The sequence below is a fragment of the Salinicola corii genome (assembly GCF_008298015.1).
GTDB lineage: Bacteria > Pseudomonadota > Gammaproteobacteria > Pseudomonadales > Halomonadaceae > Salinicola > Salinicola corii.
This window is the reverse complement of sequence record NZ_VTPX01000004.1, coordinates 61,548-87,035: the sequence shown is the minus strand read 5'-3', so window position 1 is coordinate 87,035 and position 25,488 is coordinate 61,548. Positions and strand designations below refer to the sequence as shown.

General features: G+C 61.1%; 25 protein-coding genes and 1 pseudogene. 8 read left to right on the top strand and 18 right to left on the bottom strand.

Features of this window, described 5'->3' with window-relative positions; genetic code table 11:
• Positions 1 to 384: 384 nt before the first annotated feature.
• The gene (locus F0A16_RS08840; RefSeq protein WP_149435033.1) at positions 385 to 1,185 is read right to left on the bottom strand and encodes a glutamate racemase; all 801 of its coding nucleotides are present in this window, start codon (positions 1,183 to 1,185) and stop codon (positions 385 to 387) included.
• Between the two features lie 609 nt (positions 1,186 to 1,794).
• A complete protein-coding gene (locus F0A16_RS08835) occupies positions 1,795 to 2,727 on the bottom strand; it encodes an aromatic alcohol reductase (RefSeq protein WP_149435032.1) in 933 nt (310 codons plus the stop codon).
• 79 nt (positions 2,728 to 2,806) lie between these two features.
• On the opposite strand from F0A16_RS08835, the gene F0A16_RS08830 reads away from it, so the two are divergent.
• Both F0A16_RS08830 and F0A16_RS08825 read left to right on the top strand, forming a co-directional pair.
• On the top strand, positions 2,807 to 3,241 hold the full coding sequence (locus F0A16_RS08830; protein WP_223119748.1) for a winged helix-turn-helix transcriptional regulator: 435 nt from the start codon (positions 2,807 to 2,809) through the stop codon (positions 3,239 to 3,241).
• A 520-nt stretch (positions 3,242 to 3,761) separates the two neighbouring features.
• The gene (locus F0A16_RS08825) at positions 3,762 to 5,102 is read left to right on the top strand and encodes a hypothetical protein (RefSeq protein ID WP_223119747.1); all 1,341 of its coding nucleotides are present in this window, start codon (positions 3,762 to 3,764) and stop codon (positions 5,100 to 5,102) included.
• Positions 5,103 to 5,214: 112 nt separating this feature from the next.
• On the opposite strand, the gene F0A16_RS08820 is transcribed toward F0A16_RS08825, so the two are convergent.
• From F0A16_RS08820 to F0A16_RS08805, 4 genes are all read right to left on the bottom strand, one after another.
• Positions 5,215 to 5,442, bottom strand: coding sequence for a GNAT family N-acetyltransferase (locus tag F0A16_RS08820; protein ID WP_149435031.1), 228 nt, complete (start codon positions 5,440 to 5,442; stop codon positions 5,215 to 5,217).
• Positions 5,443 to 5,858: 416 nt separating this feature from the next.
• Positions 5,859 to 6,863 carry a LysR family transcriptional regulator gene (locus tag F0A16_RS08815; RefSeq protein ID WP_149435030.1) on the bottom strand — a complete coding sequence of 335 codons (1,005 nt, stop codon included), beginning with the start codon at positions 6,861 to 6,863 and terminating at the stop codon, positions 5,859 to 5,861.
• The gene (locus F0A16_RS08810) at positions 6,857 to 8,029 is read right to left on the bottom strand and encodes a low temperature requirement protein A (RefSeq protein ID WP_223119745.1); all 1,173 of its coding nucleotides are present in this window, start codon (positions 8,027 to 8,029) and stop codon (positions 6,857 to 6,859) included. Before F0A16_RS08810 ends, F0A16_RS08815 begins: the two co-directional genes overlap by 7 nt.
• A 55-nt stretch (positions 8,030 to 8,084) precedes the next feature.
• On the bottom strand, positions 8,085 to 8,858 hold the full coding sequence (locus F0A16_RS08805) for an SDR family oxidoreductase (RefSeq protein ID WP_149435029.1): 774 nt from the start codon (positions 8,856 to 8,858) through the stop codon (positions 8,085 to 8,087).
• A 247-nt stretch (positions 8,859 to 9,105) separates the two neighbouring features.
• Between F0A16_RS08805 and F0A16_RS08800 the strand changes: the two genes are divergently transcribed.
• Positions 9,106 to 9,729 carry a LysE family translocator gene (locus F0A16_RS08800; protein WP_149435028.1) on the top strand — a complete coding sequence of 208 codons (624 nt, stop codon included), beginning with the start codon at positions 9,106 to 9,108 and terminating at the stop codon, positions 9,727 to 9,729.
• A gap of 290 nt (positions 9,730 to 10,019) precedes the next feature.
• Here F0A16_RS08800 and F0A16_RS08795 read toward each other — a convergent pair whose 3' ends face one another.
• Together F0A16_RS08795 and F0A16_RS08790 are read right to left on the bottom strand one after the other, a co-directional pair.
• On the bottom strand, positions 10,020 to 10,397 hold the full coding sequence (locus F0A16_RS08795; RefSeq protein ID WP_149435027.1) for a hypothetical protein: 378 nt from the start codon (positions 10,395 to 10,397) through the stop codon (positions 10,020 to 10,022).
• Positions 10,398 to 10,520: 123 nt separating this feature from the next.
• Positions 10,521 to 11,045 (bottom strand): hypothetical protein, encoded by a 525-nt coding sequence (locus F0A16_RS08790; protein WP_149435026.1) that lies wholly within the window; start codon positions 11,043 to 11,045, stop codon positions 10,521 to 10,523.
• A gap of 80 nt (positions 11,046 to 11,125) precedes the next feature.
• Here F0A16_RS08790 and F0A16_RS21685 point away from each other — a divergent pair, with 80 nt between their 5' ends.
• Complete coding sequence (locus F0A16_RS21685; RefSeq protein ID WP_187775957.1) at positions 11,126 to 11,458, top strand: helix-turn-helix domain-containing protein; 333 nt, start codon at positions 11,126 to 11,128, stop codon at positions 11,456 to 11,458.
• 223 nt (positions 11,459 to 11,681) lie between these two features.
• On the opposite strand, the pseudogene F0A16_RS22250 reads toward F0A16_RS21685, so the two are convergent.
• The 3 genes and pseudogenes from F0A16_RS22250 to F0A16_RS08765 form a co-directional block, all read right to left on the bottom strand.
• Positions 11,682 to 12,180, bottom strand: a pseudogene (locus F0A16_RS22250) (GGDEF domain-containing protein); the annotation flags it as partial.
• A gap of 370 nt (positions 12,181 to 12,550) precedes the next feature.
• Positions 12,551 to 12,919, bottom strand: a complete 369-nt coding sequence (locus tag F0A16_RS08770) for a hypothetical protein (protein WP_149435024.1) — start codon at positions 12,917 to 12,919, stop codon at positions 12,551 to 12,553.
• A gap of 237 nt (positions 12,920 to 13,156) precedes the next feature.
• Positions 13,157 to 13,528 carry a hypothetical protein gene (locus F0A16_RS08765; protein ID WP_149435023.1) on the bottom strand — a complete coding sequence of 124 codons (372 nt, stop codon included), beginning with the start codon at positions 13,526 to 13,528 and terminating at the stop codon, positions 13,157 to 13,159.
• Positions 13,529 to 13,834: 306 nt separating this feature from the next.
• Here F0A16_RS08765 and F0A16_RS08760 point away from each other — a divergent pair, with 306 nt between their 5' ends.
• Positions 13,835 to 14,530: a CvfB family protein gene (locus F0A16_RS08760; RefSeq protein WP_149435022.1), complete on the top strand. Its 696-nt coding sequence runs from the start codon at positions 13,835 to 13,837 to the stop codon at positions 14,528 to 14,530.
• Between the two features lie 10 nt (positions 14,531 to 14,540).
• On the opposite strand, the gene otnI is transcribed toward F0A16_RS08760, so the two are convergent.
• From otnI to F0A16_RS08735, 5 genes are read right to left on the bottom strand one after another with little or no spacing between them, the layout of a single operon-like run.
• Positions 14,541 to 15,347 (bottom strand): 2-oxo-tetronate isomerase, encoded by an 807-nt coding sequence (gene otnI / locus F0A16_RS08755; protein WP_149435021.1) that lies wholly within the window; start codon positions 15,345 to 15,347, stop codon positions 14,541 to 14,543.
• Between the two features lie 56 nt (positions 15,348 to 15,403).
• Positions 15,404 to 16,069, bottom strand: coding sequence for a 3-oxo-tetronate 4-phosphate decarboxylase (gene otnC, locus F0A16_RS08750; RefSeq protein ID WP_149435020.1), 666 nt, complete (start codon positions 16,067 to 16,069; stop codon positions 15,404 to 15,406).
• Complete coding sequence (gene otnK / locus F0A16_RS08745) at positions 16,066 to 17,346, bottom strand: 3-oxo-tetronate kinase (RefSeq protein WP_149435019.1); 1,281 nt, start codon at positions 17,344 to 17,346, stop codon at positions 16,066 to 16,068. The genes otnC and otnK overlap by 4 nt, the downstream gene beginning before the upstream one ends.
• Positions 17,347 to 17,349: 3 nt before the next feature.
• The gene (gene ltnD / locus F0A16_RS08740) at positions 17,350 to 18,288 is read right to left on the bottom strand and encodes an L-threonate dehydrogenase (protein WP_149435018.1); all 939 of its coding nucleotides are present in this window, start codon (positions 18,286 to 18,288) and stop codon (positions 17,350 to 17,352) included.
• Positions 18,285 to 19,070 carry a FadR/GntR family transcriptional regulator gene (locus F0A16_RS08735; protein WP_239023768.1) on the bottom strand — a complete coding sequence of 262 codons (786 nt, stop codon included), beginning with the start codon at positions 19,068 to 19,070 and terminating at the stop codon, positions 18,285 to 18,287. Before F0A16_RS08735 ends, ltnD begins: the two co-directional genes overlap by 4 nt.
• Positions 19,071 to 19,289: 219 nt before the next feature.
• On the opposite strand from F0A16_RS08735, the gene denD reads away from it, so the two are divergent.
• The 3 genes from denD (at position 19,290) to F0A16_RS08720 (ending at position 22,960) form a co-directional block, all read left to right on the top strand.
• Positions 19,290 to 20,261, top strand: coding sequence for a D-erythronate dehydrogenase (denD, locus tag F0A16_RS08730; RefSeq protein ID WP_149435017.1), 972 nt, complete (start codon positions 19,290 to 19,292; stop codon positions 20,259 to 20,261).
• Positions 20,262 to 20,354: 93 nt separating this feature from the next.
• On the top strand, positions 20,355 to 21,743 hold the full coding sequence (locus F0A16_RS08725; protein ID WP_149435016.1) for a GntP family permease: 1,389 nt from the start codon (positions 20,355 to 20,357) through the stop codon (positions 21,741 to 21,743).
• 44 nt (positions 21,744 to 21,787) lie between these two features.
• A complete protein-coding gene (locus F0A16_RS08720; protein ID WP_149435015.1) occupies positions 21,788 to 22,960 on the top strand; it encodes an L-rhamnonate dehydratase in 1,173 nt (390 codons plus the stop codon).
• Positions 22,961 to 23,053: 93 nt separating this feature from the next.
• On the opposite strand, the gene F0A16_RS08715 is transcribed toward F0A16_RS08720, so the two are convergent.
• Positions 23,054 to 23,977: a MalM family protein gene (locus tag F0A16_RS08715; protein ID WP_149435014.1), complete on the bottom strand. Its 924-nt coding sequence runs from the start codon at positions 23,975 to 23,977 to the stop codon at positions 23,054 to 23,056.
• 98 nt (positions 23,978 to 24,075) lie between these two features.
• Entirely contained in the window at positions 24,076 to 25,446 is a 1,371-nt protein-coding gene (locus F0A16_RS08710; protein ID WP_149435013.1) for a maltoporin, read from the bottom strand.
• Between the last annotated feature and the right edge of the window lie 42 nt (positions 25,447 to 25,488).

Sequence of the window (25,488 nt, the reverse complement as noted above, 5' to 3'; positions counted from 1 at the left end):
CCGAAGGCTCGGGCCGGAAAGTGAAACGACCGCTGGCCAGCCTCGACCGTAACCCCACCCAACCCTATCGCTCGCCAGGAGAGAGGGATTTTGCCCAATCCTATGATCGGTGATATTCGACACGTTCGAGGGGGAAATCAGGAACATCTGAGTCAATTCTCACAGGAACCTGAAAAATAGTGGGAACACCGGGAGCGCCGCGCTACAACCCGCATGGTTGAGCCTTGTTCCCACTCAAAAATCACGTGTGCAATAACGCATTGGGGAGATGAGAGCCGTTATCGACCGTGAGAAGGCGCCGGATTGCACAATCGTGCGGTCGATCATTCACCCCCTGGCGAGCGGATGGGGTAAGTATGAATACAACGATGTGGCATGAGATCGCTACGGCGCTTCAACGACCTCGAGCGCCAGTTCCACGCCAAGGCGATCCAACATGCGACGAAAATCGCTAACCGAATAACGCTCGTCTTCCGTCACTATCGTTCGAATCTTGCCGCTGCCCTCTGTCCCGCCACCTAGGCTTGCGACAACGCTTTCGGCTGGGTCCAGAAAGAGGCACTGAGGGCGTGCGCATTCAAAAAACGGGTTGAGCCAGGGTAGGTGAGTGCTCGAGAGCGTCAGTGCATCGATGTCGGGCTTTCGTTCAAAGAGGGAGGTCATAAAGTCGTTGATCTTCTCCTGCGTTCCCGGCGGATCGAACAGAAACGCGCCGCTCTCGACCAATTCGACCATGCTTGAAGCATTGATCAGCTCGACACTGGCCCCATCGAGATCGTGCCCCCCCACGAACTCTCGCAGCATCTCGCTTTCTACGAGTGACTGGACACCCATGATCCCTACCGCGTGGTGGGTCGAGGCTGCCAGCGCTTCTGTCAGCGGGGGGAAGACGCCGAAGACAGGAACCCGAGTCATTGGCCGTACATCTTCCAGCACGGTGATCGATGGGGCGTTGGATGCCACAACAATAGCTGAAGGCTCGAATGTTTCCAGAAAGCCCAATGTCCGCCCCATGACCTGTGCTAGCTCCTCCGGCCCTTTGCTGCCGTAGGGGAAACTGGCGCGATCTGCGAAGTAGATTACGTCCTGACGGGGCAGCCGCCGCTGTATCTCGGCCACGATGGCGTAACTGCCGATGCCGGCATCGAAGACGGCAATGGGGCGGTGAAGGCTCTGCGATTCCATTAAGCGTGATTCCTATTGATCTCTGTAGGTGTGAAGCGCGGTACGAGCCCGGAGGGCGTTTCGAGCTTACCCCAGCGCTTGAGGTAGAGTCCCGCCATTGAAGCGACCGCGCCGCTCTATAGCCATTGCTGTGGGTAGCGACCGTGCAGCGCCAAATTGTTGACTAGCAGAGCGGAGGGCGGAACGGACTACGAGAAAGATGCATCTACACGCTGTGGCCACCGCCCGGCGATCCAATCGTTGCTCCCCTTCGGCGCGCGATCAGCACCCCGCCCCGCCCGCGCGCTAAATGGGTCGAAAATTACGCAGGTGCAGAAACGGCCTCGAGCCGCGCCACTGCTGGCGCGGCGCAACCCTGAACAGCACCGAAAATTTATGTGGATTTATGCAGTTTTGCTCATGGTGAATGGAACTGGAACGGGTGAAATTCCCTCCATCGGCAGTCCCCTATGCCAGCGGTTTGATAGGGCAATCCTGATAAGCCCCACGCAGTCCAACTAGTTCCCGTCAGCATTGGCTCCGACGCTCGATTATTCGCCCCTGGCGAGCGAGTGGGTAGAAGTGGGTAGAACCGGTGGCCGTCCTTCTCAGCCATAAATGGGCCGGCCATCACTCAACCAGGTGGCGGTGTATCCAGGTTGGGACATCGACCGTTTCGAGCCCCTCGCGATAATTGAACGTCGTTTCCTTGGGCCATGCGACGCCAACGCCTGCCGCGAACACGGCGCGATACTTGAACAGGTTGTTTTCGGGATCGGCACGTAGCGCATCGCTAAGGTAGGAAACCGACCACGCTTCTCGCTTGAAAGGGCGGTCGAGCTGCCGCTCCAGCTCGTCCGCCAATTCCCCGTAGCTGATGGTGTCTCCTGCGACGAACACGGTTTCGTTCTGGAACCGCGGCTCGTGAAACAGTATCGCTGTGGTCAAGCGTCCGATGTCTTCCGGCGTTGTCACGGTAACCTGGTTATCCCAGCTACCCAGGGCGTGAACTTCGTTCTGCTCAAGGTCCACGACGCCAAAAGCCGGTTCGAACAGAAAGCTGGTGAACATTCCCGTGGCGACAATGAGCCACTCTGTCCGGTTCTGCGCCCGGAGCAGGTCGCGCACATCGAGTTGTTCGTCGAATACGTCCTGGGCGCTACCTCGGCCAATCGTGTCGTAGTCGACGCCAAACTGCCACGGCACATAGCGCTTCACACCGGCCTGGAGCACTGCCTGGGTAATCTTGGTCTGCGTGCCACGTCCGGCTGAAAAGCCGATGCAGGAAATGACCGTATCGTAGGGGGCGAGAAGGGCGGCCAGCTCATCCGTGCCGGTTACGGCGACATCGCCAGGAACCGTCTCGACGCCCAATGCCCGCAACTGATCGATTTGCTGCTTCTTGACCGGATCGGTCGTATCTATCGTGGATTGTCTCAACCGGACGTAGATACGCGCTGATTGATGCTTGCGGGCGTGATTTGCCAGGTGGCGCAGTACTTCGAAGCCCAGCTCTCCCGCGCCCAATACCAATATCGATTCCTTCCTGTCGGTGCGATTCATGCTATCTCCAACGTTGACGGCTTTGATCGAGGTAGCGGATGTTTGCACGTCAGGATTCCCCACATAAGTAGGTACATCAGTGATACCGAAAGACGAAGACGACCTGCTCGCTCGCTCCCGGGCACTCTGTGACGCGATGGAAAACGAGGACGACTGGCTGAAGAGAGAGGTGCTATCCCACGCCGGCAACCGCTGGGCTTTTGGGGTGATCCACGCGCTCAAGGAGGGAGGGCGGTTGAGACACGCCGAGCTTCGCCGACGGCTCGATGGTGTCACTCAGCGGATGCTAACGAGAACGCTGCGGCAGCTCGAGCGCGATGGGCTGATTCTTCGCCAGGATTACGAGGAAGTTCCGCCACGAGTCGATTACGAGCTGACTCGGTTGGGGGAGGAATTTCTGTTGAAGATCATCCCCATGTGGCTCTGGATCTTCGAGCACGCGGAGGATTTCCGTCAGGCCAGAGAAGCCCATTCGATTGCAGCGGTTGAGGAGCGGGGCGATTCATTGCCCTGACCACTCAGTGAGGCGAGTAGCCGACGCACACCACGTGGCCACCGCCTGTCTCTCATAGCCTTGCTTCCTCCCGGTACGCTGTCGACTCCCCGCCCCGCCTGCGCGCTAAATGGGGCGGTTTTGACGCAGCGTTGCAGAGGACGCCAAGCCGCGCCAGTACTGGGGCGACGGGCAGTTTCTTAGCCCCGAAAAATCATGCGAAATGTTGCAATTTGCAGCCTACCCGACGAAAGGCGGGAGACGTTGGATAGAGAAGTGAAACGGAATGTGGCAGATTGATACAAAGGGAATTCCTCGTAAAGCTCGAGAAAGCTTACGAGTTGAGACCCTTAGCGTCTAAGCGACGATGGCGCCGCTTGTCCATGCCTATTGACCTAGTGTGGCTTCATTGTCGAGACGTATTTCAATATTGAGACTTAACGCTAGATATACTTATTATAAAAAAAGAACGTGGCCTAAGAGAATAGAAGAAAACATGCGGAGGGGGTGAGTGACCAATTTCGTATTTTCACGGAGGTCCATGCAGGCTCGCATTACTGGACTAGAAAAAATTCTTGAGCCCGCTCAGGTAACGTCACTTGTAAAACGACTCAATGCTAAAGATGGCTCTCGTCTTCATGCGATGTGGGAATTAGTGATTTTGCACGGACTTTCCCAAGTGGGATGCCTCCGGCACGAGCAGGTATTATCGAATGGACGCTGTCCTGATGTTGATTGGAAAATACCGAAAAAAGGCGGTGACTTCCTTTCAGTTGTTGCAGACATAACCACTATATCGGATAGTGGTCTCGAAGATCAGAATCCTTTTGGGTTGCTAAGTCAGGAAGCTTATAGGCTCGCATCAAAGGTCGGAATGAATCCGGGAAGTTTTTGGTGTGAGGTGCGTGGAAAAACTGTAGGCCCCTCTCATAAGAGTAAAATGCGTTTAATGCTGCCTGAGAAAGCATTTTTTAGTGCCTTCGTGAAAGATGAGATTGAACCATGGTTTTATGAGCTAAAGAAGAAAAGTGAATTAAAGTCGATATTTGAGTGCACCCGGGGGAGTCTCGATCTCAGAATTATTTATAACCCTGCTTGGTTGAACGGTGGCGGCAGTTATACTAGCTATAAGGTCGCGACATCTAAAATTTCCAACCCTTTGTTTAACGCGCTTAAAGGGAAGGTTAAGCAATTAAGCGGTGCGCCGGATGATACACTCCGCTTAGTTATCGCTTGCGACGGAGGTTGCGATATACTAAGAAATGGTGCTCAAGCAAAGTCCCACTATACTTATAGCTCTAGAGAAATAGCGGAAGATTTTTTGCGTCAGCATAGAAGTGTTGATTTTGTCTTGCTTGTAACCATAGCTGAGTTTCGCAGGGGGTTTGGCTCGTCAACCGACTACCAAATGAAATACGAGCTGATTTGTGCACCATCAGCTTCCCGTTCTCGGCGGGTAACGGTAAGTTCGATCCATCTAATTGAAGAGGCATTGCGGGATGCATTACGGGATCTGCCTCAGCCACTTCGCCAAGCTTACCACTCCGCTGCGTTACTGAAACGACCTGGTGTTGGAAATGATTTACTAGGAGGCTATGCTATGAGAGGGCGTGAGGTTGCAATATCCTCGAGAGGTTTGATGCGGCTACTTTCGGGCCAAATTTCTATCGAAGAATTTCAGCGAGCACATGGATGGAATGAGCCGAATTCACCAAATAATCCATTCGCTATCCATGCGAGTAGTGGATTAATGATTAGTAAAATAGATGTGATAGAAGATGAAGATTCTGACGATGATAAAATCTCATTTACGATTGATAAATTCGATGCGGCCAACACTCCTTTTATTAGCTCGTCTTCGAATAAACAAACTGAGTCTTAAAGCTGGTGCTTTTTCCGGCTTTTAGATCATACCCATGCAATACTGAAGATGTGACGCTCCGCTGGCTTAGGTAGTAAGCGGCCCACTCTTCGCCCTTCGTAGTCGGCGCGGACTAACAGCATGCAGTGTCTTCGCAAACTATTGAGAAGCCCACGGGTATCCGGTCAATCTCCTCGACCCAGAGATAAGGGCCCTTGGCGAGCATGGCGGCAATGGTCTCTGGTCCGATGCCCATTTCGGCGAGCTGATCGAGCGAAGCGTGGTTCTCCGCCACGCTGGTGCGAATGGCAAAGATCTCCCCAATATCTGTCTCTCTCGCTTCTCTCACTTGAATTGGCATGGATTGATACCCTTAGCAGTGATTGACCGCCCATGGGGCGGTCATTGTAGGCGCACCGTGCCCACAGATGAGCTGGCTTGGCGGCCTGGAGCCGTAGCGACGTAGTTGTGCGATGGACAACCATAGGGTCAGCTTTTGAGGCTGAGAGGTATATCGCGTGGTATATCTGAATTATCTAACCTGAATAATTGCCTTCAAAAACATATAGATATCTCTAATTATAGAATCCTGCTGGCCACAACTTACTGATTTCCCCAACCTTTTTTGCCTTCTCCAACCCGACTATTTCCCGGTCTGATTTTCAACGTGACCAAAACGTGCAGGAAGAGGTTATTCACGGCCCCGAGCAGCGCTCGGTGATGCAGCCTCGGCCGATCAACGTCACGAAGGGGCGCAGTCCGATACCCCACACCGCTTCATTGGGGGCGGTTGCAAGCTCCGCCGTCGTCCGGCTCGAGATGGGGACACATCAGCTCGCGAAACCAGGCGATGAAGGCGTCGACTCGTGGAGGCCGATTCTGGCGGTGGGGATAGAGTATCGAGACGTCGAGTGGCTCGGCGGTAAACGCCGGCAACAGCTCGACCAGGGTGCCGTCCCGGAGCTGGGCCAGGACATCGTAGCGGGGGACCTGGATGATCCCCAACCCCGCCTCACAGCAGGCGATGTAGTTCTCGGCACTGTTGACCAATACCTGGCAGGGCAGTTCGAGGCGCTGCAGGACCCCCTCGCTACGGTAGTCGAACGTGTTGGAGTCACTAGTGGCCGTTTCGCTGGCGGCATAGCCGACCAGACGATGAGCTTGCGTTAGAAGTTGATCGGGCGTGTGGGGTACGCCATGGCGGGAGAGATATTCGCGGCTGGCGCAGTTGACGATGTCCACCTGTCCAAGCCGCTGGACCACCAGTGTGCTGTCTTGAAGAGGGCCGAAGCGAACGGCGCAATCGATGCCTTCGGCGATCAGATCCACCGGACGGTCGGTCGCTTGCAACTGCAATTGAAGGTTAACGTGCTGCGCCAACCAGCCGGGGAGTGCGGGCGCCAGCAGGCGACGGCCGACTCGGCTGGGAACGTCGACGGTAAGACGTCCGGATAGTTTGAGATGGGGTGGCAGGAACATGCTCTCCAGACGATCGTTTTCCTCGATGAGATGGCGAGCCCGGTTGAGCAACCGTTCACCGTCGTGGGTCAGGTGAACCTGCCGGGTACTGCGATTCAGCAGGCGCGCGCCAACGGCTTTCTCCAATCTCTGGATCGCCAGCGAGACGGAGGCTCGTGGCCACTCCAGCTTGTGCGCGGCACGCGTGAAGCTGCCCAGTTCGGCTACCGTGACGAACGCTCGCAGGCGGTCGATTCTGTCGGCTCGCTGTCCGCCCGGGTGCCGCGATGAGCGGTCGTCGGAGGGGAGCGTCGGCGTCACCATGCGATCACTCCCCGGCGGGACATTCGCTCCCACACGCTCACCGAGGCCAGTACCAGCGCATTGCCCAACAGTACCGGCAGGGCGTCGTGCCAGGGGAGAAGCGATAGCGCGATGGCGGGCAGTAAGACGATACCGACCAGATGCGAGAGTGGAGGGCGACCGTAGACTTGCGCCTTGTAGATGGTCATGGCGGCGAGAAACAGGACCGGGGCGGCCGTCAGCACGATGCGGGCGGGTGGTTCGAGATGACCGAAGGGGTGCGCCACGACCAGCTCGATGCCGACCGCCGTCGCGATGACGCTGGCGAGGATGAGGGCGTGGATATAGTGAAAGCGGGCCCCCATTCGGCCGGGATCGGAGACGCGACGAATTGCTGCCGAGGCATCGTGAATGGCGATGTGGAAATAGACTCCCCACATCGAGACGGTGACTAGGAAGGCCGTGGCCGCAGCGGCGAGGGTCGCGGGATGCCAGTCGCTGTGGGTCAGTGCGCCGCCGGTGATCAGGATGGTCTCGCCCAGCGCAATGAGCATGAACAGTGCACAGCGCTCAACCAGGTGACCGCCCTCGATGTCCCAGTCGCGCTGGCTGTCCGAGCGTCCCAGCCCAGGCAGGGGAAAGCCGAACATCGGCGAGACGTAGTCGCACAGCACTGCCAGTAGCCACAGCGCCAGCCGCGCCGTACCCTCAAGCATGCCGCCGATGATCCACAGCACCGCAGCGATCAGTGCCCAGCCCAGAATGCGGGAATAATTGGAACGCAGAGGATGTCCAGCGAGACGTGACCAGATCCAGGTGGCCCGTCCCACCTGCATGGCCACGAAGCAGAGAGCGAAGGCCAGCCCGCGGTCACCGAACGCCTCGGGCAAGGCCGCCGACATGGCCAGGGCCAAGGCCATGGTGAGCAATAGCAGCAATCGAATGGCGGGCGCGTCGGGCTCGAACCAGTTGGTGACCCAGCCGGTGTACTGCCACCCCAGCCATACGGCGAACCACAGCAGCAGCGTCTGCGCCGCACCGAGCAGGGTCAGGTTGGCGAGCAGGAAGTGGGATAGCTGGATGATCGCAAATACGTAGACCAGGTCGAACAGCAGCTCGACGTAGCGCACCGGTGCTTCCCCGCCGCCGCGCCGGCGCATCAGGGGATGGTTGCGTGGTTCCGTCACTGCCGTTCTCCTTCCGCCCCGTATCGCCAGCCATCCATGACGGCCGCCCGTCAGGCTACTTGGTGGTATAGCCACCGTTGGTCAGGATCGTCTGGCCCGTCATCCACCAGCCTTCGGTGACCAGATGACGAATCAACGGTACCACGTCCTCGATGTCGGTCAGTCCTGTCTTGCTGAACGCCGACAGGGCGGCGGCGGATTTGTGGTATGCCACGGCGTCCTCGCCCTCCTGGCCATAGAAGAACGGCGTATCCATCGGACCCGGGCCGACGGCGGTGACGGAAATGCCACGCTCGCCGAACTCCTGCGCGGCGGCTCGGGTGAAGTGTTCCACGGGAGCCTTGGCGCCAGCATAGGTGGAGTAGAAAGGGGTGAACGCGCCCAGCAGGGACGTCACCAGCGTCACGATCTTGCCATGGTCGTCGAGCGTGCGACCGGCTTCCTTGAGGAAGAAGAAGGCGCTCTTGGCGTTGATGTCGAACATGCGGTCGTACTCGGCTTCGCTGATGTCCAGCATCGGCTTTTTCAGCACCATGCCGACGGTATTGACGGCAATGTCCAATCTACCGAAGTGCGTCTTGGCGTCGTCGAACAACCGGGTGACGTTGGCGGCGTGAGTCAGGTCTCCCTGAAACAGCTCAGCCTCGGCGCCCAGGGCCTTCACCTCACGAGCCGTCTCCTCGGCAGCGTTTCGGGTGGCGTCGCTGTTATAGTGAATCGCGATTGCCTGGGCTCCGTTGAGAGCCAGGTCGCGGGCCAGCAGGCCTCCAAGGTTCTTGGCGCCCCCGGCAATCAGCACGACTTTGTCCTGAAGTGTATGGTCGGCCATGACGGCACTCCTTGTGAGTCGGTGTGGTGTGAGTCAGTGTGGTAAATGTCTCGATGACAAGAAACAGTCTAGTGGTTCGTTTGTGCGAGATAATGCCTCTGGTCCAAACAACACTATCCAAAGTGGTCGACTAATCGACAATGGCACTTGCCGTGTCGGGTATCCGCCTGCCGCCTGCCCGGCAGCGCACGGTGCATGACCGTACTGCCCGGGTCTTGCAAGCCCGTTACAAAAAAGGAGGGGCGACATGGATTGGGATTTCCTGCCGGTGTTCTTGCCGGCGTGTTTTGCCTTGAACATGGTCTTCGGGCCGAACAATCTGCTGGCGACGACCAACGCCGCGCATGTTGGTCCGCTCAAGGCGGTCATCGCCTCGTTCGGACGAATCGCTGCTTTCATCCCCATGATCGCGATCGCCGGTATCGGGCTCGGCACGCTGTTGACGACCTCAATGTGGTTTTTCGCCATCGTCAAGTGGGTGGGTGCGGCCTACTTGGCGTGGCTGGGGTTGAAACTGTTGCTCGGCAAGCCTCGAACTATGACATTCGAGGATTCCGCGCCCCGTTCCGTCTGGCATCTCGTGCGACAGGAATTCCTGGTCGCCGCCGGCAACCCCAAGGCGATCCTGATTTTCACAGCCTTTCTACCTCAATTCGTCTCGCCCGCTCACTATGCCTTGAGCTTCACGATCGTGGGGGCGCTGTTTCTGGCGATGGAGGTGTTGGCGATCGCGATTTATGCCGTGCTGGGCAGCAGGATCGGTAAGTACCTGCGTAGCGGTAGTGCCATGCAGTGGTTCAACCGTGCCAGTGGCAGCCTGATGTTGGTCTTCAGCCTGGGGCTGTTGGCGATGAAGCGGCCGGATAGTTGAGGGCTGGCCAACAGTAGCGTTTACCGTCGACTTTCCGACTTCTCACAAGAGGCGTGGTCCGAGAATGCCCGAGCGACTAGGCTTTGTACGAAACTGCCTGTGCTCCGTCATCCGGCGTTAAAAATCAGCTTGCTGGACTTCAGTTCAGAACGTCCGGAGTACGACCCGAATGGCGAACGGAGCGAGTCAAATACTCATTTACACCCTGTAAACTGGTACGCCAGCCCGGTCCGTCTCTTCGCTGATTTTTGTCTTGCCTAGTCATCGCTCGCCGATTTTTCGTACATAGCCTAGCACTGTCGACGGTATCTGGCCGGTGGGAGCCACTGGCTGCGCCGGCTGAGGATGAGCTGGCGTATGCGGTCGGCCATCCAGGCCTTGGCGAGGTTTTCCTCTCCGAATCGGCAATCGGTGATGATGACGGTGTGATTCTTGCCAGGAACATGGAACGAGGGGTGATAGGCCGCCAATCGCTCACCCTCGTGGCGGGGGCAGGCACCGTAGATGGTGTCCACGTCGGGCACGCCCGCCTCGCAGATGTGGACATCGTAGGCGATGGCGACCTGATGACTGGCGTAGTAGAACCGCTGCAAGGCTGTGGTGTGACGACACGAGGCGCGATCATCGTTTTCCGACAAAGGCAGACCATCGGGACTGGAGCGGCGCATTTCATCCTCGACTCGTGAACGTGACAGATAGTTTATGTACCAAATGTACACAAAAAGTGCCCCAAGTTCAAACTTTGTACCGGGTACGAAACCTGATTGAGGGGCCATCGCTAATCTGTGGGTTCAATCCTCGGTGTCGGATCGGGGTGTGGCGCCTGTCGTTGCCAGATAGTCTGCCGGGACGTCTTCGCTACGATGTCGCTGATGTTCGCGGTTGGAGAGGCGTCTGGCGATCTGCTCGAGCAGCAGAAGGTCCGCTTCATCCATTTCGCCGGATAATACAGCCAGCTCGATCTGGCGCAGCGCCTCGGCGGACCTCTCGGAAGGCAGCCGAGAGTGGATGGGTGAGGGTTCGCTGATATGCCGAGCGTCGCCGGCGTCGTCAGGGGGGCGCGGTGCATCGCCTCTCAGCATCTCCCCCTGGCCGTAGTCCAGCCACTCTTCGCGGATACCAAGCCAGCGGGCCAGCGCGACTTTCCTGTCATGACCCGGGCGAGCTTCTCCGTTGAGCCATTTGCTGGCGGCCTTGGGCGTGACACGCATGGCTCGGGCCAGGCGCGCGCCCATCCCATAGCCGTCCTTGCCTGCGCGACGGAGCGCCTTGTGAAGTCGGGAGCTGAACTCATCCCGGTTACCGGTGTGAACCATGGGTTCAATGTTCCCACCGGTTGAATGTACTTTCAGTACCTGATAATCATGTACTCGAAGTACAGGTACCAGGGGGTGTCATGAGCGCAATCCGTCTTGCGGTCGAGCAGCTCGGTGGCGTATCACGCTGTGCCCGAGTCTGCGGGGTCTCGCCGTCGGCTGTCTGCAAGTGGTTGCGCCGGGAGCGACTACCCCGTACGGAGTACACCGGCGAAACCTGCCATGCATTGAGAATGGCCGCGGCAAGCGGGGGAACTTTCACTGCGGCATGGCTGCTGGCGAATGCCGGTCCCGCGACGCCCCTGGCGGCCGACGGCGGCCCGTCAGCTGTCGGAGACCCGCCTGGCGCGGAAGACCCGGTCGAACAGATCGATGTGCATAAGGCAAAGCCCGGCAAATCGATGACACGATAACGCAACGGTTCCATTGATCTAATTGATGCTTGGTAAATGGAATATTTAGGAAAATGCAAAAATCAGAAGGAGCTGGTAAAACTCAGACTATGAGGGTCAATAATCGCAATGATGATCATGGGGGCGAGATTACAACTTGCTGGTCGCAAAGAAATGACAGAAAGATTTGTCCAGTGTTACCAGGTGAGGGTTGTCTAGGCTTTACCAGGGTTTTGGGGCCTGCTTATATGTTATTAACCTGGTTGGATTTAGATCGTTTATTGTCTTCTTCTTTAATATATCTGAGAGTGACACGGTTTCGCCCACGATGCTTCGCCTCGTAGAGTGCATCGTCGGCTCTTTTCATCCAGCGCGTGACGTCGTCCGAAAGGTGCAGCCCAGTGATACCTGGAGAAGTGGTTGTTGTACAGGAAGGGTCGCCAAGCCGATAGGCGATAATCGTCGCAGATATCCTGCCACGTCGGCGGTATGAATCTCTTCGAGATCCGCCAGCAGGAGCACGAATTCCTCACCGCCGAAATGAAACAGGCAGTCATCGCACCTCACGCTCCGGCGGATGAGATTTGCGCCTTTCGCCAGAACCTCATCACCATATACGTGCCGAACCGGTCGTTTATGCCCTTGAAATTTTCCAGGCCCAGGAGGATGGAAGAGCTGGGGCGCCTCTCGTTCAGCAGCCGGTCCCTGGCGAGTGCCAGCGAGTCCTTGAGCGATCGGCGGTTGCGGGCTCCCGTTCACTCATTAAACCGATTCCCCGCATGCTGTTCCTGAGTCATTCAAGCCATGGCTCGATCCAGTAATATTTTATTCCATTCAGCTTGAAAAAATTCTACCGACAGGGGAGGGGGATTATGGTTTCCAGTTTACTTGACAATTTTTGGAAGATTGTCGCTATATTGTATGAGCTGTATTAGGCAGATGGTTCCGAGTCAATTTCGCTTTTCATTTGTATATGACCACCTCTATCCGACCTTCGGCGGGCGGCGTATCGAAGGGAAGGAAAAGACGATGAAGGGATACGGCGGGAACGACAAGAAACCGCCGGCTTCGTGCCGGCGGCTTTTGCGTTGGTACTGCGAGGCGTGTGCGAGCTTATAGCGTGGTGAAACTGACCTCGCCGTTACCTCGGGTGTCGTGGGCGAACTGTCCGGTGCCCCGTAGCGCTTGAGCTGCGGCGTCGCTCTGCCCCTCACCGACCAGCGGGTTGCGGCTTGCCGAAATGTCGGTGGCCAGTTGCGTGGCGTCGGCGACGTTCTGCAGAGACTGGCCGGCTGCGGCGCTGTGTCCGCCGATCACGGTATCGACGCTGTAGCGAGTCGGCAGCGCCTGGTACTGGGCGGTCTGTTCGAGATTGAGCACTTCACGCTGTGCGGCGAAGCGAGCGCTGGTGGCATCGCTGGCCTGGGCGGCAGCGGGTAGCACGATGGCGATGGCGATAGCGGCGAGAATACGGTTTTTCATGATGTTGCCTCCAATGATCATCTGTTTTGGCAGTGGGCCCTGGGCCTCGATCTGTGAGGCCATTGTCGGATGTTTTTCATTAGACGGCTAATTGAATTCCGTGAAATAAACTATCGATGCCAATGATGGTGAATTTAGCGTCCCAGATTTTTTATTTTTTGTAGTGTAAAACACCAAAAAGGGAGCCTAAGGCTCCCTAGATGGACTAGCGCTGTCTTCATGCCCGAAGGCGGAGACTCACAGGCTGGCGAAGTTCACTTCGACATTGCCTTTGTCATTGCTGACGGTTTGCGTTGCGTTCTGCAGTGCCTGGCCTGCGGCGTCGCTTTGACCTTCACCGATCAGGTCGTTGCGAGACGGGTGGACGTCGGTGCTCAGTTGAGTCGAGTCGGCGACGTTCTGCAGGGCCTGATCGGCAGCGGCGCTGTGACCACCGGCGACGGTGTCGACGCTATAGCGGGTCGGCAGCGCGTGATACTGTGCGGTCTGCTCGATGCTGAGCGCTTCGCTCTGCTGATCGAAGTGACGCTCGGCCACGAGGCTGTTGGCCTGGGCGACGGTGGGCAGGGCGACGGCGATTGCGATGGCTGCGAGAATGCGAGTTTTCATGGCGTTACCTCCAGATAATGTCTTTTTTATGGCCTCTCGGCCTTGACCGATGACGGCATTATAGGAGGCAACTCTTTAGTCTGCTAATCACACGTAGTGAATTCGACTATCGATGGGATTGATACGAAGGTCGAAATCATGGAATGGCGCTGAAGTGTAAACCTTCTTCCCATGGATGGGGAGTGGCGACGGAGATCGCGGGTACGTGTGCCGCTTCGGATCCCGCGACTGCCCGTCTTTGCTCCGCGCCGACGCGCCCGCCATAATGGCGACATCCCAGCCACCGCTTGCCAGCCAGAGTACGCCATGCCCCGCCACCCCCGGGACCACGCTTCCGCCGATTCCCTGCCCGCCGCCGAGTCACAGGTCAACGTGGGTGACGTCGCCTACCTGCGCGTCACGAAGGTCAATGATATCGGTGCCTTCCTGAACTGGGGGCGGCCCAAGGATCTGCTGCTGCCGTTCGGCGAGCAGCGCTTCCGCCCCGACGAGGGCAAACGGGTGCTGGTGATGATCTACGTCGACGACCGCATGCGCCCGGTGGCCAGCATGAAGCTCGACAAATTCCTGCAGGATGAATCGGAAGGGCTGAAGGCGGGCGATCGGGTCTCGCTGGTGATCGCCGACCTGACCGATCTCGGGGCCAAGGCGGTGGTCAACAGCCGCTTCTGGGGGCTGCTGTACCATGACGACATGTCGCGCCCGCTGCGCCGCGGCGATCGCATGGAAGGCTATGTGCGTCGCGTGCGTGACGACGCCCGGCTGGATCTGTCACTGCTACCGCCGGGGCAGGCGCGTCTGGATCTCGTCGGGGACAAGGTGCTGGCCGCGCTGGCCGCCAACGACGGCTTTCTGGCCCTCGGTGACAAGAGCCCGGCGGACGTCATCAAGGCGCGCCTCGGCGTCAGCAAGAACGCCTTCAAGCAGGCCATCGGCCGGCTCTACAAGCAGCGCCGGATCGTCATCGAAGATGACGGGGTCCGGCTGATCGAGGGCGATTGATCCCCGCTTGTCAGCGCTGCTGCCAGGCGCGATACCATCCCAATCCTCTCTCCGTGGCATCGCGCGGCTTGTACTCGCAGCCGAGCCAGCCGTCGTAACTGTGCTGGTCGAGCTGCTCGAACAGCCACGGATAGTTGACCTCGCCGGTGTCCGGCTCGTGCCGCTCGGGCACGCCGGCGATCTGAATATGACCGACGCCGTCGCGATAGCGCTGGTAGGTCTTCCAGATATCTCCGTCCATGATCTGGGTATGGTAGAAGTCCATCTGCACCTTGACGTTGGGTTCGTTCAGCTCGGCGACGATGGCGTGTGCCTCTGCCTGATGATTGAGGAAGTAACCCGGCATGTCGCGGGTGTTGATCGGCTCGATCAGCAGCGTCAGGTCGTGCTCGGCGCACTTCCTGGCCGCAAAGCGCAGGTTTTCCAGGTAGACCTTGCGCGCGGTCGTGACGAATGTTTCCCGTGAAACATTATTGGTGGCTGACGCCGGAATGAGCCCGGCCATGGCGTGCAGGCGGGGGCAGTTCAGCGCCTTGGCGTAACGGATCGCGGTGTCGACACTCTCCCGGAATTCCGCCTCGCGGCCGGGCAGGGCGGCCAGGCCGCGCTCGCCGGCGGCCCAGTCACCGGGTGGCAGGTTGAACAGCACCTGCTCGAGCCCGTGACGCTCGAGCTCGGCGGCGATCGCTTCCGGCTCGAAGTCGTACGGGAACAGGAACTCAACGCCCTCGAAGCCGCACGCGGCGGCCCTGGCGAAGCGCTCCATGAACGGGACTTCGTTGAACATCATGCTGAGATTGGCAGCGAAACGCGGCATGGCCTGATTTCCTCGGTGATTCGGTCAATCGTGACGTGACGCTGCGAGGCGCCCGTTTACCACTGGGCGCCGAAGGCGTCGCGCAGTTCGTCGATCTCTTTCTCGTTCAGCGTGCGCACATCGTGCTGGCGCAGCAGCAGATAGAGCTTGGCGGTCTCCTCGAGCTCCTCGATGGCGTTGCGCGCCGCTTCCAAGGTCTTGCCCGCGACGACCGGGCCGTGATTGGCCAGCAGCACGGCGGCGTGATCCGCGGCGTAGTCGCGCACGGCATCGCCCAGCGCGGCGTCGCCGGGTCGGTAGTAGGGCACCAGCGGCAGACGGCCGACCCGCATCACGAAGTAGGGTGTGATCGGTGGCAGGCAGGAGTGCTCGTCGAGTCCGTTGAGACACGACACCGCCGCCGAGTGCGTGGCGTGGAGATGGATGATCCCGCCGGTATCCGGGCGCTGTTCGTAGAAGGCCCGGTGCAGGAACGACTCCTTGGTCGGCGGCTTGCCGGCCAGCAGGTTGCCGTCCCAGTCGAGCTTGGAGATCTCCGCCGGGTCGAGTGCGCCGAGGCTGGCATTGGTCGGCGTCATCAGCCAGCCGTCGTCGAGCTTGGCACTGATGTTGCCGGAGGTGCCCGGCGCCATGCCCAGGTTGCGAAACGAGCGGCCGATCTCGGCGATCTCCTCGCGCAGGCGGTTTTCGGTCGATGAGGTGGAGGTGTGGATCGCAGTCATGGCATCAGTTTCCAGGCTTTGGTCATGAAATCGGTGGCGCCGAAGTTGCCGGACTTGAGCGCCAGCGCCAGCGGCTCGTCGGTACCCAGCGTCGTCGTCCAAGGTACGCCGGGATCGATGCTCTCGCCGATCCGCAGCCCCTTCACGTCGAGGGCGCTGACCACGGCGCCGGAGGTTTCGCCGCCGGCCACCAGCAGCCGGCGCACGCCGAGGCGGCCGACCAGCTCGGCGGCGATCTCGGCCATCGCGCGCTCGACCAACTCGCCGGCCTGCTGTACACCGAGGCGCTGTTGGGCACGGCGGACTTCCTCGGGTGAGGCGCTGGCGAAGATCAATATTGGACCAGCTTCCAGATGGGATTTGGCGTGGTCCAGCGCCGCATCGACGACGTTCTGATAGTCGTCGTCCAGCGCCAGGGCATCGAGGTGATAGCTCGGCATGTGCTGCCGGGCGTGCTCGATCTGGGCCAGCGTGGCCCGTGAGCAGCTGCCGCTCAATACCGCCTCGCGACCGGCGATGGGCTCGAGCCGGGCGGCATCCCGGGTGTGATCGAGTCGCTCGGCGACGTTGGCCGGCAGCCCCAGCGCCAGGCCGGAGCCCGCGGTCACCAGCGGCAGATCGCGACAGGCGCGGGCCAGTACGAACAGATCATCATTATCGATGGCGTCGCAGATCGCGATGCCGACGCCCTCGGCCTTGAGCGCCTCGATGCGTGCGATCACGGCGGCGTCACCCTGGCGCAGCGTGGCGTAGTCGATCAGCCCCACGTCGCGCGTCGTCTGCGCGCCGAGCACACGGACCAGGTTGGCGTCGGTCATCGGTGTCAGCGGGTGGTCCTGCATGCCGCTTTCGTTGAGCGGGACGCCGTTGGCGAACAGATAACCGTTGAACACGCTGCGACGATTGGCCGGCAGGGCCGGGCAGGCGACGGTGAAGGCGGTGCCCAACGCTTCCATCAGCGCCTCGGTCACCGGGCCGATATTGCCGGCCGGGGTCGAATCGAAGGTGGAACAGTACTTGAAGTAGAACTGCTCGCAGCCCTGTTCGCGCAGCCAGTCCAGCGCCCGGATCGACTGGTCGGTGGCCTCCTTTGCCGGAATCGTGCGCGATTTCAGCGCCACTACCACGGCGTCGACATCCGCCTCCAGCGGCGTCTCGGGGATGCCGATGGTCTGCAGCGTACGCATCCCGGCGCTGACCAACTGGCTGGCGAGATCGGTGGCGCCGGTGAAGTCGTCGGCGATACAGCCGAGGATCGGTCCTGAAGCGGTTGCCATGGTTCAAGCGTCTCCGTGGTTGCCGGGGTCGGCATCGTTGGCCGCCGTGCCGGGCAGGGTAATGTCGGGATAGACCTTGACCACCGCAGAGTCATCCTCGCGGCCCAGCCCCTGGGCCGAGGCCAGGGTGAACTGGCTCAGCGCCTGGGCGGTCAGCGGCAGCGGGAACTTGTCGCGATGGGCGGTATCGTGAACGATCCCCAGGTCCTTGACGAAGATATCCACCGCCGAGTGTGGGGTGTAGTCGCCGACCAGGATGTGGGGTACCCGGTTTTCGAACATCCACGAGTTGCCGGCGCTCTGGGTGATCACCTCGTAGAGCGTCTGCGGGTCGCAGCCGCCGCGAATGCCGTAGGCCATCGCCTCGGCGGCGGCGGCGATATGTACCCCGGCCAGCAGCTGGTTGACCAGCTTGACCTGCGAGCCCTGGCCCAGGCCATCGCCCAGCCGGAAGACCTTGGCGGCGAGGGCGTCGAGCACCTCTTCGGAACGCGCGAACAGCGCCGCCGGGCCGGAGGCCATGATCGTCAGCTGACCGGCGGCCGCCTTGACCGAACCGCCCGAGATCGGCGCATCGAGCAGGTGAATGCCGTGGGCGGCGAGATCGGTGCCCAGCGCCTGCACGGCATCCGGGGCGCAGGTCGCACACGAGATCACCAGGCTGTCCGGCGCGAGCCCCGGCAGCAGGCCGTCATCGCCGAACAGCACCGCCCGGGTCTGCTCGGCGTTGACCACCACGGTCAGCACGATCTCGACGGCGGTCGCCATCTCCGCCGCTGTCGCCACGGCTCGCCCGCCGGCCCCGGTGAAGCTCGCGCGTGCCTCCTCGCGCAGGTCGCAGCCCCAGGTCTCGAAGCCGGCGCGGACCAGCGAGGTTGCCATGCCCATCCCCATCGAGCCCAGCCCGATGATCCCGACGCGCGGTCGATGTGTGGTGCTCATCGCGGATTGCCTCCCGTGGGTTCTGTCGATGATGTCGAAGTCGATCCACGCTGCGCTTCCACGCGCTCGAGCAGATCGGTTGGCGCCTGGCGCAGTCGCGCCTCGGCGTGCGCCAGATGCGTGGCGGCGGCGCAGGCGGCGGCATCGGCGTCACCGCCGGCAATGGCGTCGAGAATGGCCTGATGCTCGGCGACCACCTGCTGCATGAAGGCCTCGCGCAGCGACTCGTTGGTCCGCGTCACGCGGATCGCGTGGTGCAGAAAGCGGTTGTAGAAATCGAGCACCGCGGTGAAGTGGGCATTGTTGGCCGCCTCGGCGATGGCGCGGTGAAAGGCGAGATCCTGATCGACGCCGGAAAGCCCCGCTTCGACCGCCTCATCGATATCGACCATGGCGTTGCGGATTCGCCGCAGCTGCGAGGGGGTGTGACGTTCGGCCGCCAGCCGCGCGGCTTCCACCTCCAGCGGCCGGCGCAGCTCCAGGACCTCGACCACCGACTGCAGGCCAGGGTCGGGGATCGCCAGGCGCAGCGACACCGTGGGCGACTCGGCGACGAAGCTGCCGCTGCCGCGACGCGAGGTGACCAGGCCACCGTTGCGCAGCATCGAGATCGCCTCGCGCACCACCGATCGGCTGATGCCGAAGCGCTCGCCCAGTGCCGCCTCGGTGGGCAGGCGCGCGCCGCGCCCCCATTCGCCGGCCTGGATGGCATCGCTCAGGCGCTGGGCCACCTGTTCGGAAAGCTGCGGGCCGCGCGATGGTTGTTCCGTGTCTTCACTCACGATGCGGAATTCCTCATGCGTTCGTCGAAGGGCGCGACGCTGAAAGCCGTAACAACGGCGTTCGGCTGGCTCTCCGACCAATGGCGATATTGCCTGTGCGCTAAATTTGTCAGACAAGATGTTAAATCGCAAAGGTCAGCGCAATTCGCCTTTGGTCAATTCGAGACGATCGACGGCCGCGGGGATGCGCAACAACCAACGGCAATCAGGAGAGAGCGGATGCATGTGATCGTGACGGGAGGCGCCGGTTTTCTCGGCGCGAGGTTGATTCAGCGCCTGCTGGACGAAGGTGCCCCGATCGATGGGGAGCGCATCACGCGAGTCACGTCGATCGATCTGGCAGCGTGCCCGGTGGCCGACGATCGGGTCGAATCGCTCACCGGCGATATCGCCGATCCGGCGCTGATAGCGAAAGCGCTTGGCGACGACACCGGCGCCGTCTGCCATCTGGCGGCGGTGGTGAGCGCCCAGGCGGAGGCGGATTTCGAGCTCGGCATGCGGGTCAACCTGGATGCCACGCGCACGCTGCTGGAGGCGTGCCGGGCACATCCGAAGCGGCTGCGATTCCTGTTCGCCAGCTCGCTGGCGGTGTTCGGGCCGGGGCTTTCCCAGCCGGTGGCGGAGGCGATCGGCCCGCAGCCGCGCTCTTCCTATGGCGCGCAGAAGGCGATGGGCGAGCTGCTGGTCAACGACTACAGCCGGCGCGGCTTCGTCGATGGCCGTGTCTGCCGCCTGCCCACCATCGTGGTGCGCCCCGGCAAGCCCAACCGGGCGGCCTCGTCGTTTGCCAGCTCGATCATTCGCGAGCCGCTGGCAGGCGTCGAGGTGATCTGTCCGGTTGTCGGCGAGCTGCCGCTGTGGCTCTCCTCGCCGCGCACCGTGGTCGCCAATCTGGTCCATGCGCTGTTGCTCGATGGAGCGGCGCTGGGCGACTGGCGCACGCTCAACCTGCCCGGCATCACGGTGACGGTGACGCAGATGCTGGATGCGCTGGAGCGCGTGGCCGGCCCCTCGGCCCGCCAGTTGGTGCGAGTCGAGCCGGATGCCGCCATCGACGCCATCGTCGCCAGCTGGCCGGGCGGGCTGGAGGTCGAGCGGCCGCTGGGTCTCGGCTTCCAGGCCGACAGCGATTTCGACGCCATCATCCACGCCTATCTCGACGACGAGCGCGGGGACGAACTCGACAACTGATCCGTTCCCTGAAAAGACGCTCCGCACCCGATAGATCCGTTCCTTGAACCAGACAGGCAACAACACTCAATAAAGCCACAAGGAGTTCACGCCATGACAGATGCCACTGTCGCAGGCCCCCAGGTCATCATCGGCCTGGGTATCGCCATCTTCGTGATGATCGCGCTGGTGCTGAAGACCCGCGTTCACGCGCTGCTCGCCCTGGTCATCGCCGCCTCGATCGCCGGTTTGATCGGCGGCATGTCGCCCAACGCGGTGATCGATGCCATCACCACCGGTTTCGGCAAGACGCTCTCCACCATCGGTCTGGTCATCGGCTTCGGGGTGATGATGGGGCGGATTCTCGAGGTCTCCGGCGCCGGCCAGCGCATGGCCTATTCGATCCTCAGGCTGCTCGGCAAGGAGCGCGAGGACTGGGCCATGGCGCTTACCGGTTATATCGTCTCGATTCCGATCTTCTGCGACTCCGCCTACGTGATCCTCAATCCGCTGGTCCGGGCATTGGCCCGCAACAGCGGTCGCTCGGTACTCACGCTGGGTATCGCGCTGGCCTCGGGGCTGGCGGTGACCCACAGCGCGGTGCCGCCGACGCCGGGGCCGCTGGGCGTCGCCGGTATCTTCGGTGTCGATATCGGCCTGATGATCGCCTGGGGCCTGGTCTTCACCGCGCCGGCGCTGATCGTGATGGTGCTCTATGCCCGCTTCATGGGGCCGCGTATCGAGGCGATGATCGAACGCGACGTGCCGGGTTCGTTGAAGCGGGACGACGACGAGGATCCGATGTGGGGACAACTGGCCGAGAGCGAACTGCCTTCGCTGCGTATGTCCGTCATGCCAATCGCTTTGCCGATCGTGCTGATCTTCTTCAATACGCTGGTCACCGCTGTGGTGGGCGATAGCGACTCGCCGGGCCTGTTCGTGCAAGTGGTCCAGTTCGTCGGCCACCCGGTGATTGCGGTCGGCATCGGCGTGCTGGTGGCGGTCTACGGGCTGGTGCCGAAGATGCCCAAGGACCAGGTGCTGGCGCATCTGGAAAAGGGTGTCGAAAGCGCCGGTATCATCCTGCTGGTCACCGGTGCTGGGGGCGCGCTGGGTGCCGTGCTGCGGGCCAGCGGTGCGGGCGATTACATCGGCGAAGGCATTGCCGGACTTGCACTGCCGGCGGTGCTGATCCCGTTCATCATCGCCACGCTGGTGCGCTTCGTGCAGGGCAGCGGCACGGTGTCGATGATCACCGGGGCGTCGATCTCGGCGCCGATCCTGGCCTCGATGCCGGACGTCAACATGGTGCTGGCGGCGCAGGCGGCGTGTCTGGGCGGGCTCTTCTTCAGCTATTTCAACGACAGCTATTTCTGGGTGGTCAACCGGCTGCTGGGGGTCAAGACCGCCAAGCATCAGCTGCTGGTGCTGTCGGTACCGACGACGCTGGGCTGGGCGACCGGGCTGGTCGCGTTGCTGATCGCCAACGCCTTCGTGGGTTGAGAGAAAAACGCCAACGACATCCATCAACGAACAGGAGTCCCGACATGAAAATCACTCGAGTCCGTGCCCGGGTTTTCGAATGGAAGGGCGAGACGGTGCCGCCCAAGGCGCATTTCTGCACCAATGCCATGGATGCCCTGTGGGATCGAGGCGACGCCATGCAGAGCTTTCGCTTCCACGGCTGGGTGGTGATCGAGATCGAGACCGATAGCGGCCTGGTCGGCCTGGGTAACGTGGCATTGGCACCGCGGGTCGCCAAGACCATTGTCGACCAGCACCTGGCGCCGCTGATCGTAGGGCAGGATCCGTTCGACTACGAATACCTGTGGCAGCGCATGTATCGCGCCACGCTGGCCTGGGGCCGGCGTGGTATCGGCATGGCGGCGATTTCGGGCATTGATATCGCGATCTGGGACCTGATGGGCAAGGCACTCGACAAGCCGGTGTTCAAGCTGCTCGGCGGGCGCACCAAGGCGCGTATTCCCTGCTACGCCTCCAAGCTCTATCACGACGATCTCGACACCATGCAGGCGGAGGCGCAGCGCTATCTCGACCAAGGCTTCCAGGCGATGAAGATGCGCTTCGGTTACGGCCCCAAGGACGGGCCGAAAGGGATGCGCGAGAACCTCAAGAGTGTGGCTGCGGTGCGAGAAGTGATCGGCGAGGACATCGACCTGATGGCCGACTGCTACATGGGCTGGAATCTCGACTACGCCCGGCGGATGCTGCCCAGGCTGGCGCCGTTCGAGCTGCGCTGGCTGGAGGAGCCGGTGATCGCCGACGATGTCGACGGCTATGCCGAGCTCAACCGAATCGCGCCGATGCCGATCTCCGGCGGCGAGCACGAGTTCACCGTCCACGGTTTCCGTCAGTTGCTTGAGAAGCGCGCGGTCTCGGTGATCCAGTACGACACCAATCGGGTCGGCGGCATCACCGTGGCGCGCAAGATCAACGCCATGGCGGAAGCGTTCGAGGTGCCAGTGATTCCCCATGCCGGGCAGATGCACAACTACCATCTGACGATGTCGTCACTGGCCTCGCCGATGTCGGAGTTCTTTCCGGTGCATGACGTCGAGATCGGCAACGAGCTCTTCTACTATCTGTTCGAGGGCGACCCGGAACCGGTCGAGGGGCATCTCGACCTCGCCGACGACGTGCCGGGGCTGGGGCTCTCCCTCAATCAACGCCACCTCGACGGGTTCCATATCCTCGAATAGCGCCAACTCGAGATGGCCCCGAGCGAGACATGGCCGTGACGCGCCTGGCAGCGCCACGGCGACGACGCACCATCAGTACATCGTCCGGCGGCGTCAGGGCTTTCTGGCCTGCAGCTTATTTGCCAGCCAGGCTCGAGTGCCGGGGTGTCCGCTGCGTTCAGCACGCTCCGCCAGTTCCAGAGCGAGTTCGACATCACCGGCCTTGAGCGCGGCATCGATCATCCGCCGGTAATCGAAGTCGGCGGTATCGTTCGCTGCGGCTGAAGCGGGTGCCGAGGCCGTCGCTGGGGCCCCCTGCGATCCGGACGGTGCCGGTCGAAGCGCTGGCGACGGTGCGGCGGCAGTCAGTGGCGTCTGGCCGGCGTCGCCGGTCCGCGCAGTGATCTCGAGGGTGATCGTGCCGGTGGGAGCATGCACGGCGCGAGGGTCAGGCCCGGGGGGCTCTGCCAGTCCTCTGACTCTTGCGTAGGCTTTTTCCTCCGACTCGTATTGTGTCGCTGCCTGGCGATCCCTGTCGCTCGAGTAGATGACGAGGTACTGGGCGTCGGGGCCGGGTGTCAGGCTGAATTGACCCTCGAGACGGGCGGTGGAGAAGCCGGTGGGGCGATGTACCTGGAGCGAATCACTCGAGACCTTCCTTACCGGCTGGAACGCCGCATCGAGCACCAGAATCGTGGGCGCGAACACCTGCCCGTCCTGGACCGGACTGGTGACGCTGATCGCCACCGGGCCGTCGTTGTGTGGGAGCTCGAACGCCCGAAAGAAACTCTTGCCGTCGCCGAAGTCGTGAACCGGCGCCGGCGGCGTGAAGTCCAGCGTCAGGGTCTCCTGCGCCGATATCGGCTGATACGGCAGACTGGCCAGCGAAGCACAGCAGTCCGCCGTGCTTGCCAGGGCCTGCTGCCCCTGATGGGCTGGAATGGTCGGGGACTGGGGCGCCATCAGCGGCGTACTACATCCTGCCAGGGCGAAAAGAAGGGTGCTCAACGGCACGGCAAAGCGATACGAACTCAACATTCGAGGACTCCTGCTGGAGACGAAAACGGCTCCGGAGCGGCAAGTCTCCGGAGCCCAAGGGATCGAAACAGCGCGAGCGCGGATCTCGCGGTCGGGGCTCAGCTACCCCACCACACCTCCATCTGCGCACCGAACGTCAGCCCGTCGGTATCGTCGAAGTCGACATTGTTGGGGCCGGCGCCGGTGTCGAGCGAGTTGGCCTGGCGATATCCTTCTGCATCTCGGTCCAGGTAGGCGTCGCCGTTCCATTTGGCATAGGTGGCGAACAGACGAATGGTCGGGCGGATCATGGCACCGCGTCCCGCCGACCACTGCTGGGCGATGGTCAGTTTGGTGAGATGATGGTCGCTGTCGTTGTAGCTTGAGACGTTACTCTGTGGCTCGATATGGTCGTAGCCCAGCTCGACCGCGGTGCTCATGATGTCGTTCCAGTAGTAGACCGGGCGCACACCGGCGGAGAACCACTTGCGGCCGGTGTTATCGTCCATATCCTTGTTTTCGTAAATTGCGGTATAGAGCATGTCGAGTTTGTCCTGCACAAGCCAGACATGGCCTTGGTCGAGGATGCGCCACATGTCGCCTTCCTGCTGGAGACTGCCGGATGCACGGCCCACCGCATTGCCGTCGCTGGTGATGATGCCATCGGTGGCGTACTGCAGGGCCACGGTATTGGTACCACCGAACCAGCCACTCTGGGTGTGCTCGATGGTGCCCATCCAGCCTTTGTCGCCCTCGTCGTAATCGACGCCCCGGTCGTCGTAGTAATCCTTCTGCCAGTCGGGGAGAGAAGCGCGGCCGTAGTCGACACCGAGTTGCAGCGAGCCGCCAGGATTGACGGGGATGTCCGTCCAGCGAACATCGATGGTGTCGTCGGAGAGTCGCTGGTCTTCGTCGGGAAGATAGTCGACATCCGATCCGGAGCTTCGGACCCAGGCAAAGCTGAGCTTGCCAGTGCCGACATCGATATCCGAAATTCCCACGCCGGGTCCCGACAAGTCCCAGTAATAGTAGTCGTTCATGTGGATGTCGTGGCGCTTGTAGAAGCGCTTACCCGCCCAGAGCGTGGCGCCGGGAAGGCCGCCGACGACGTTGTTGCCGGAGACGTACATCTCCCGTAGCGCAACATTGTTGTCGTCGTCCTTGAGCGATTCGTCGTCATTGTCCTGCGCGGTGACGTAGGCGACTCGGCTGGCAAAATCGAAGGTGGCATCCTGCTGCTGATAGAGCTGTGCGCCCAGGCCAATCTCTGCATAAGTCTCGCATTCGTTTCCCAGACGATATTTGGCCGGAGCGCCCGCTGCCTTGAAACAGGTCTGGCTGCCGCCTCCGGAGGTCGAACCGATACCGGATCGGGCGTAGCCGAAGAACTCGGGGTTGATGTCGGCGTGAGCCAGTACCGGCACGGCGCAGGATGCGCCTATGACGGCGGCAAGGAGTGGCCGGCGTAGCACGGAGTGTGAGGCAATCATTGTTTCTGTCCCTCGTGGTCTTGTCGTTGATTGCTGTTGTTG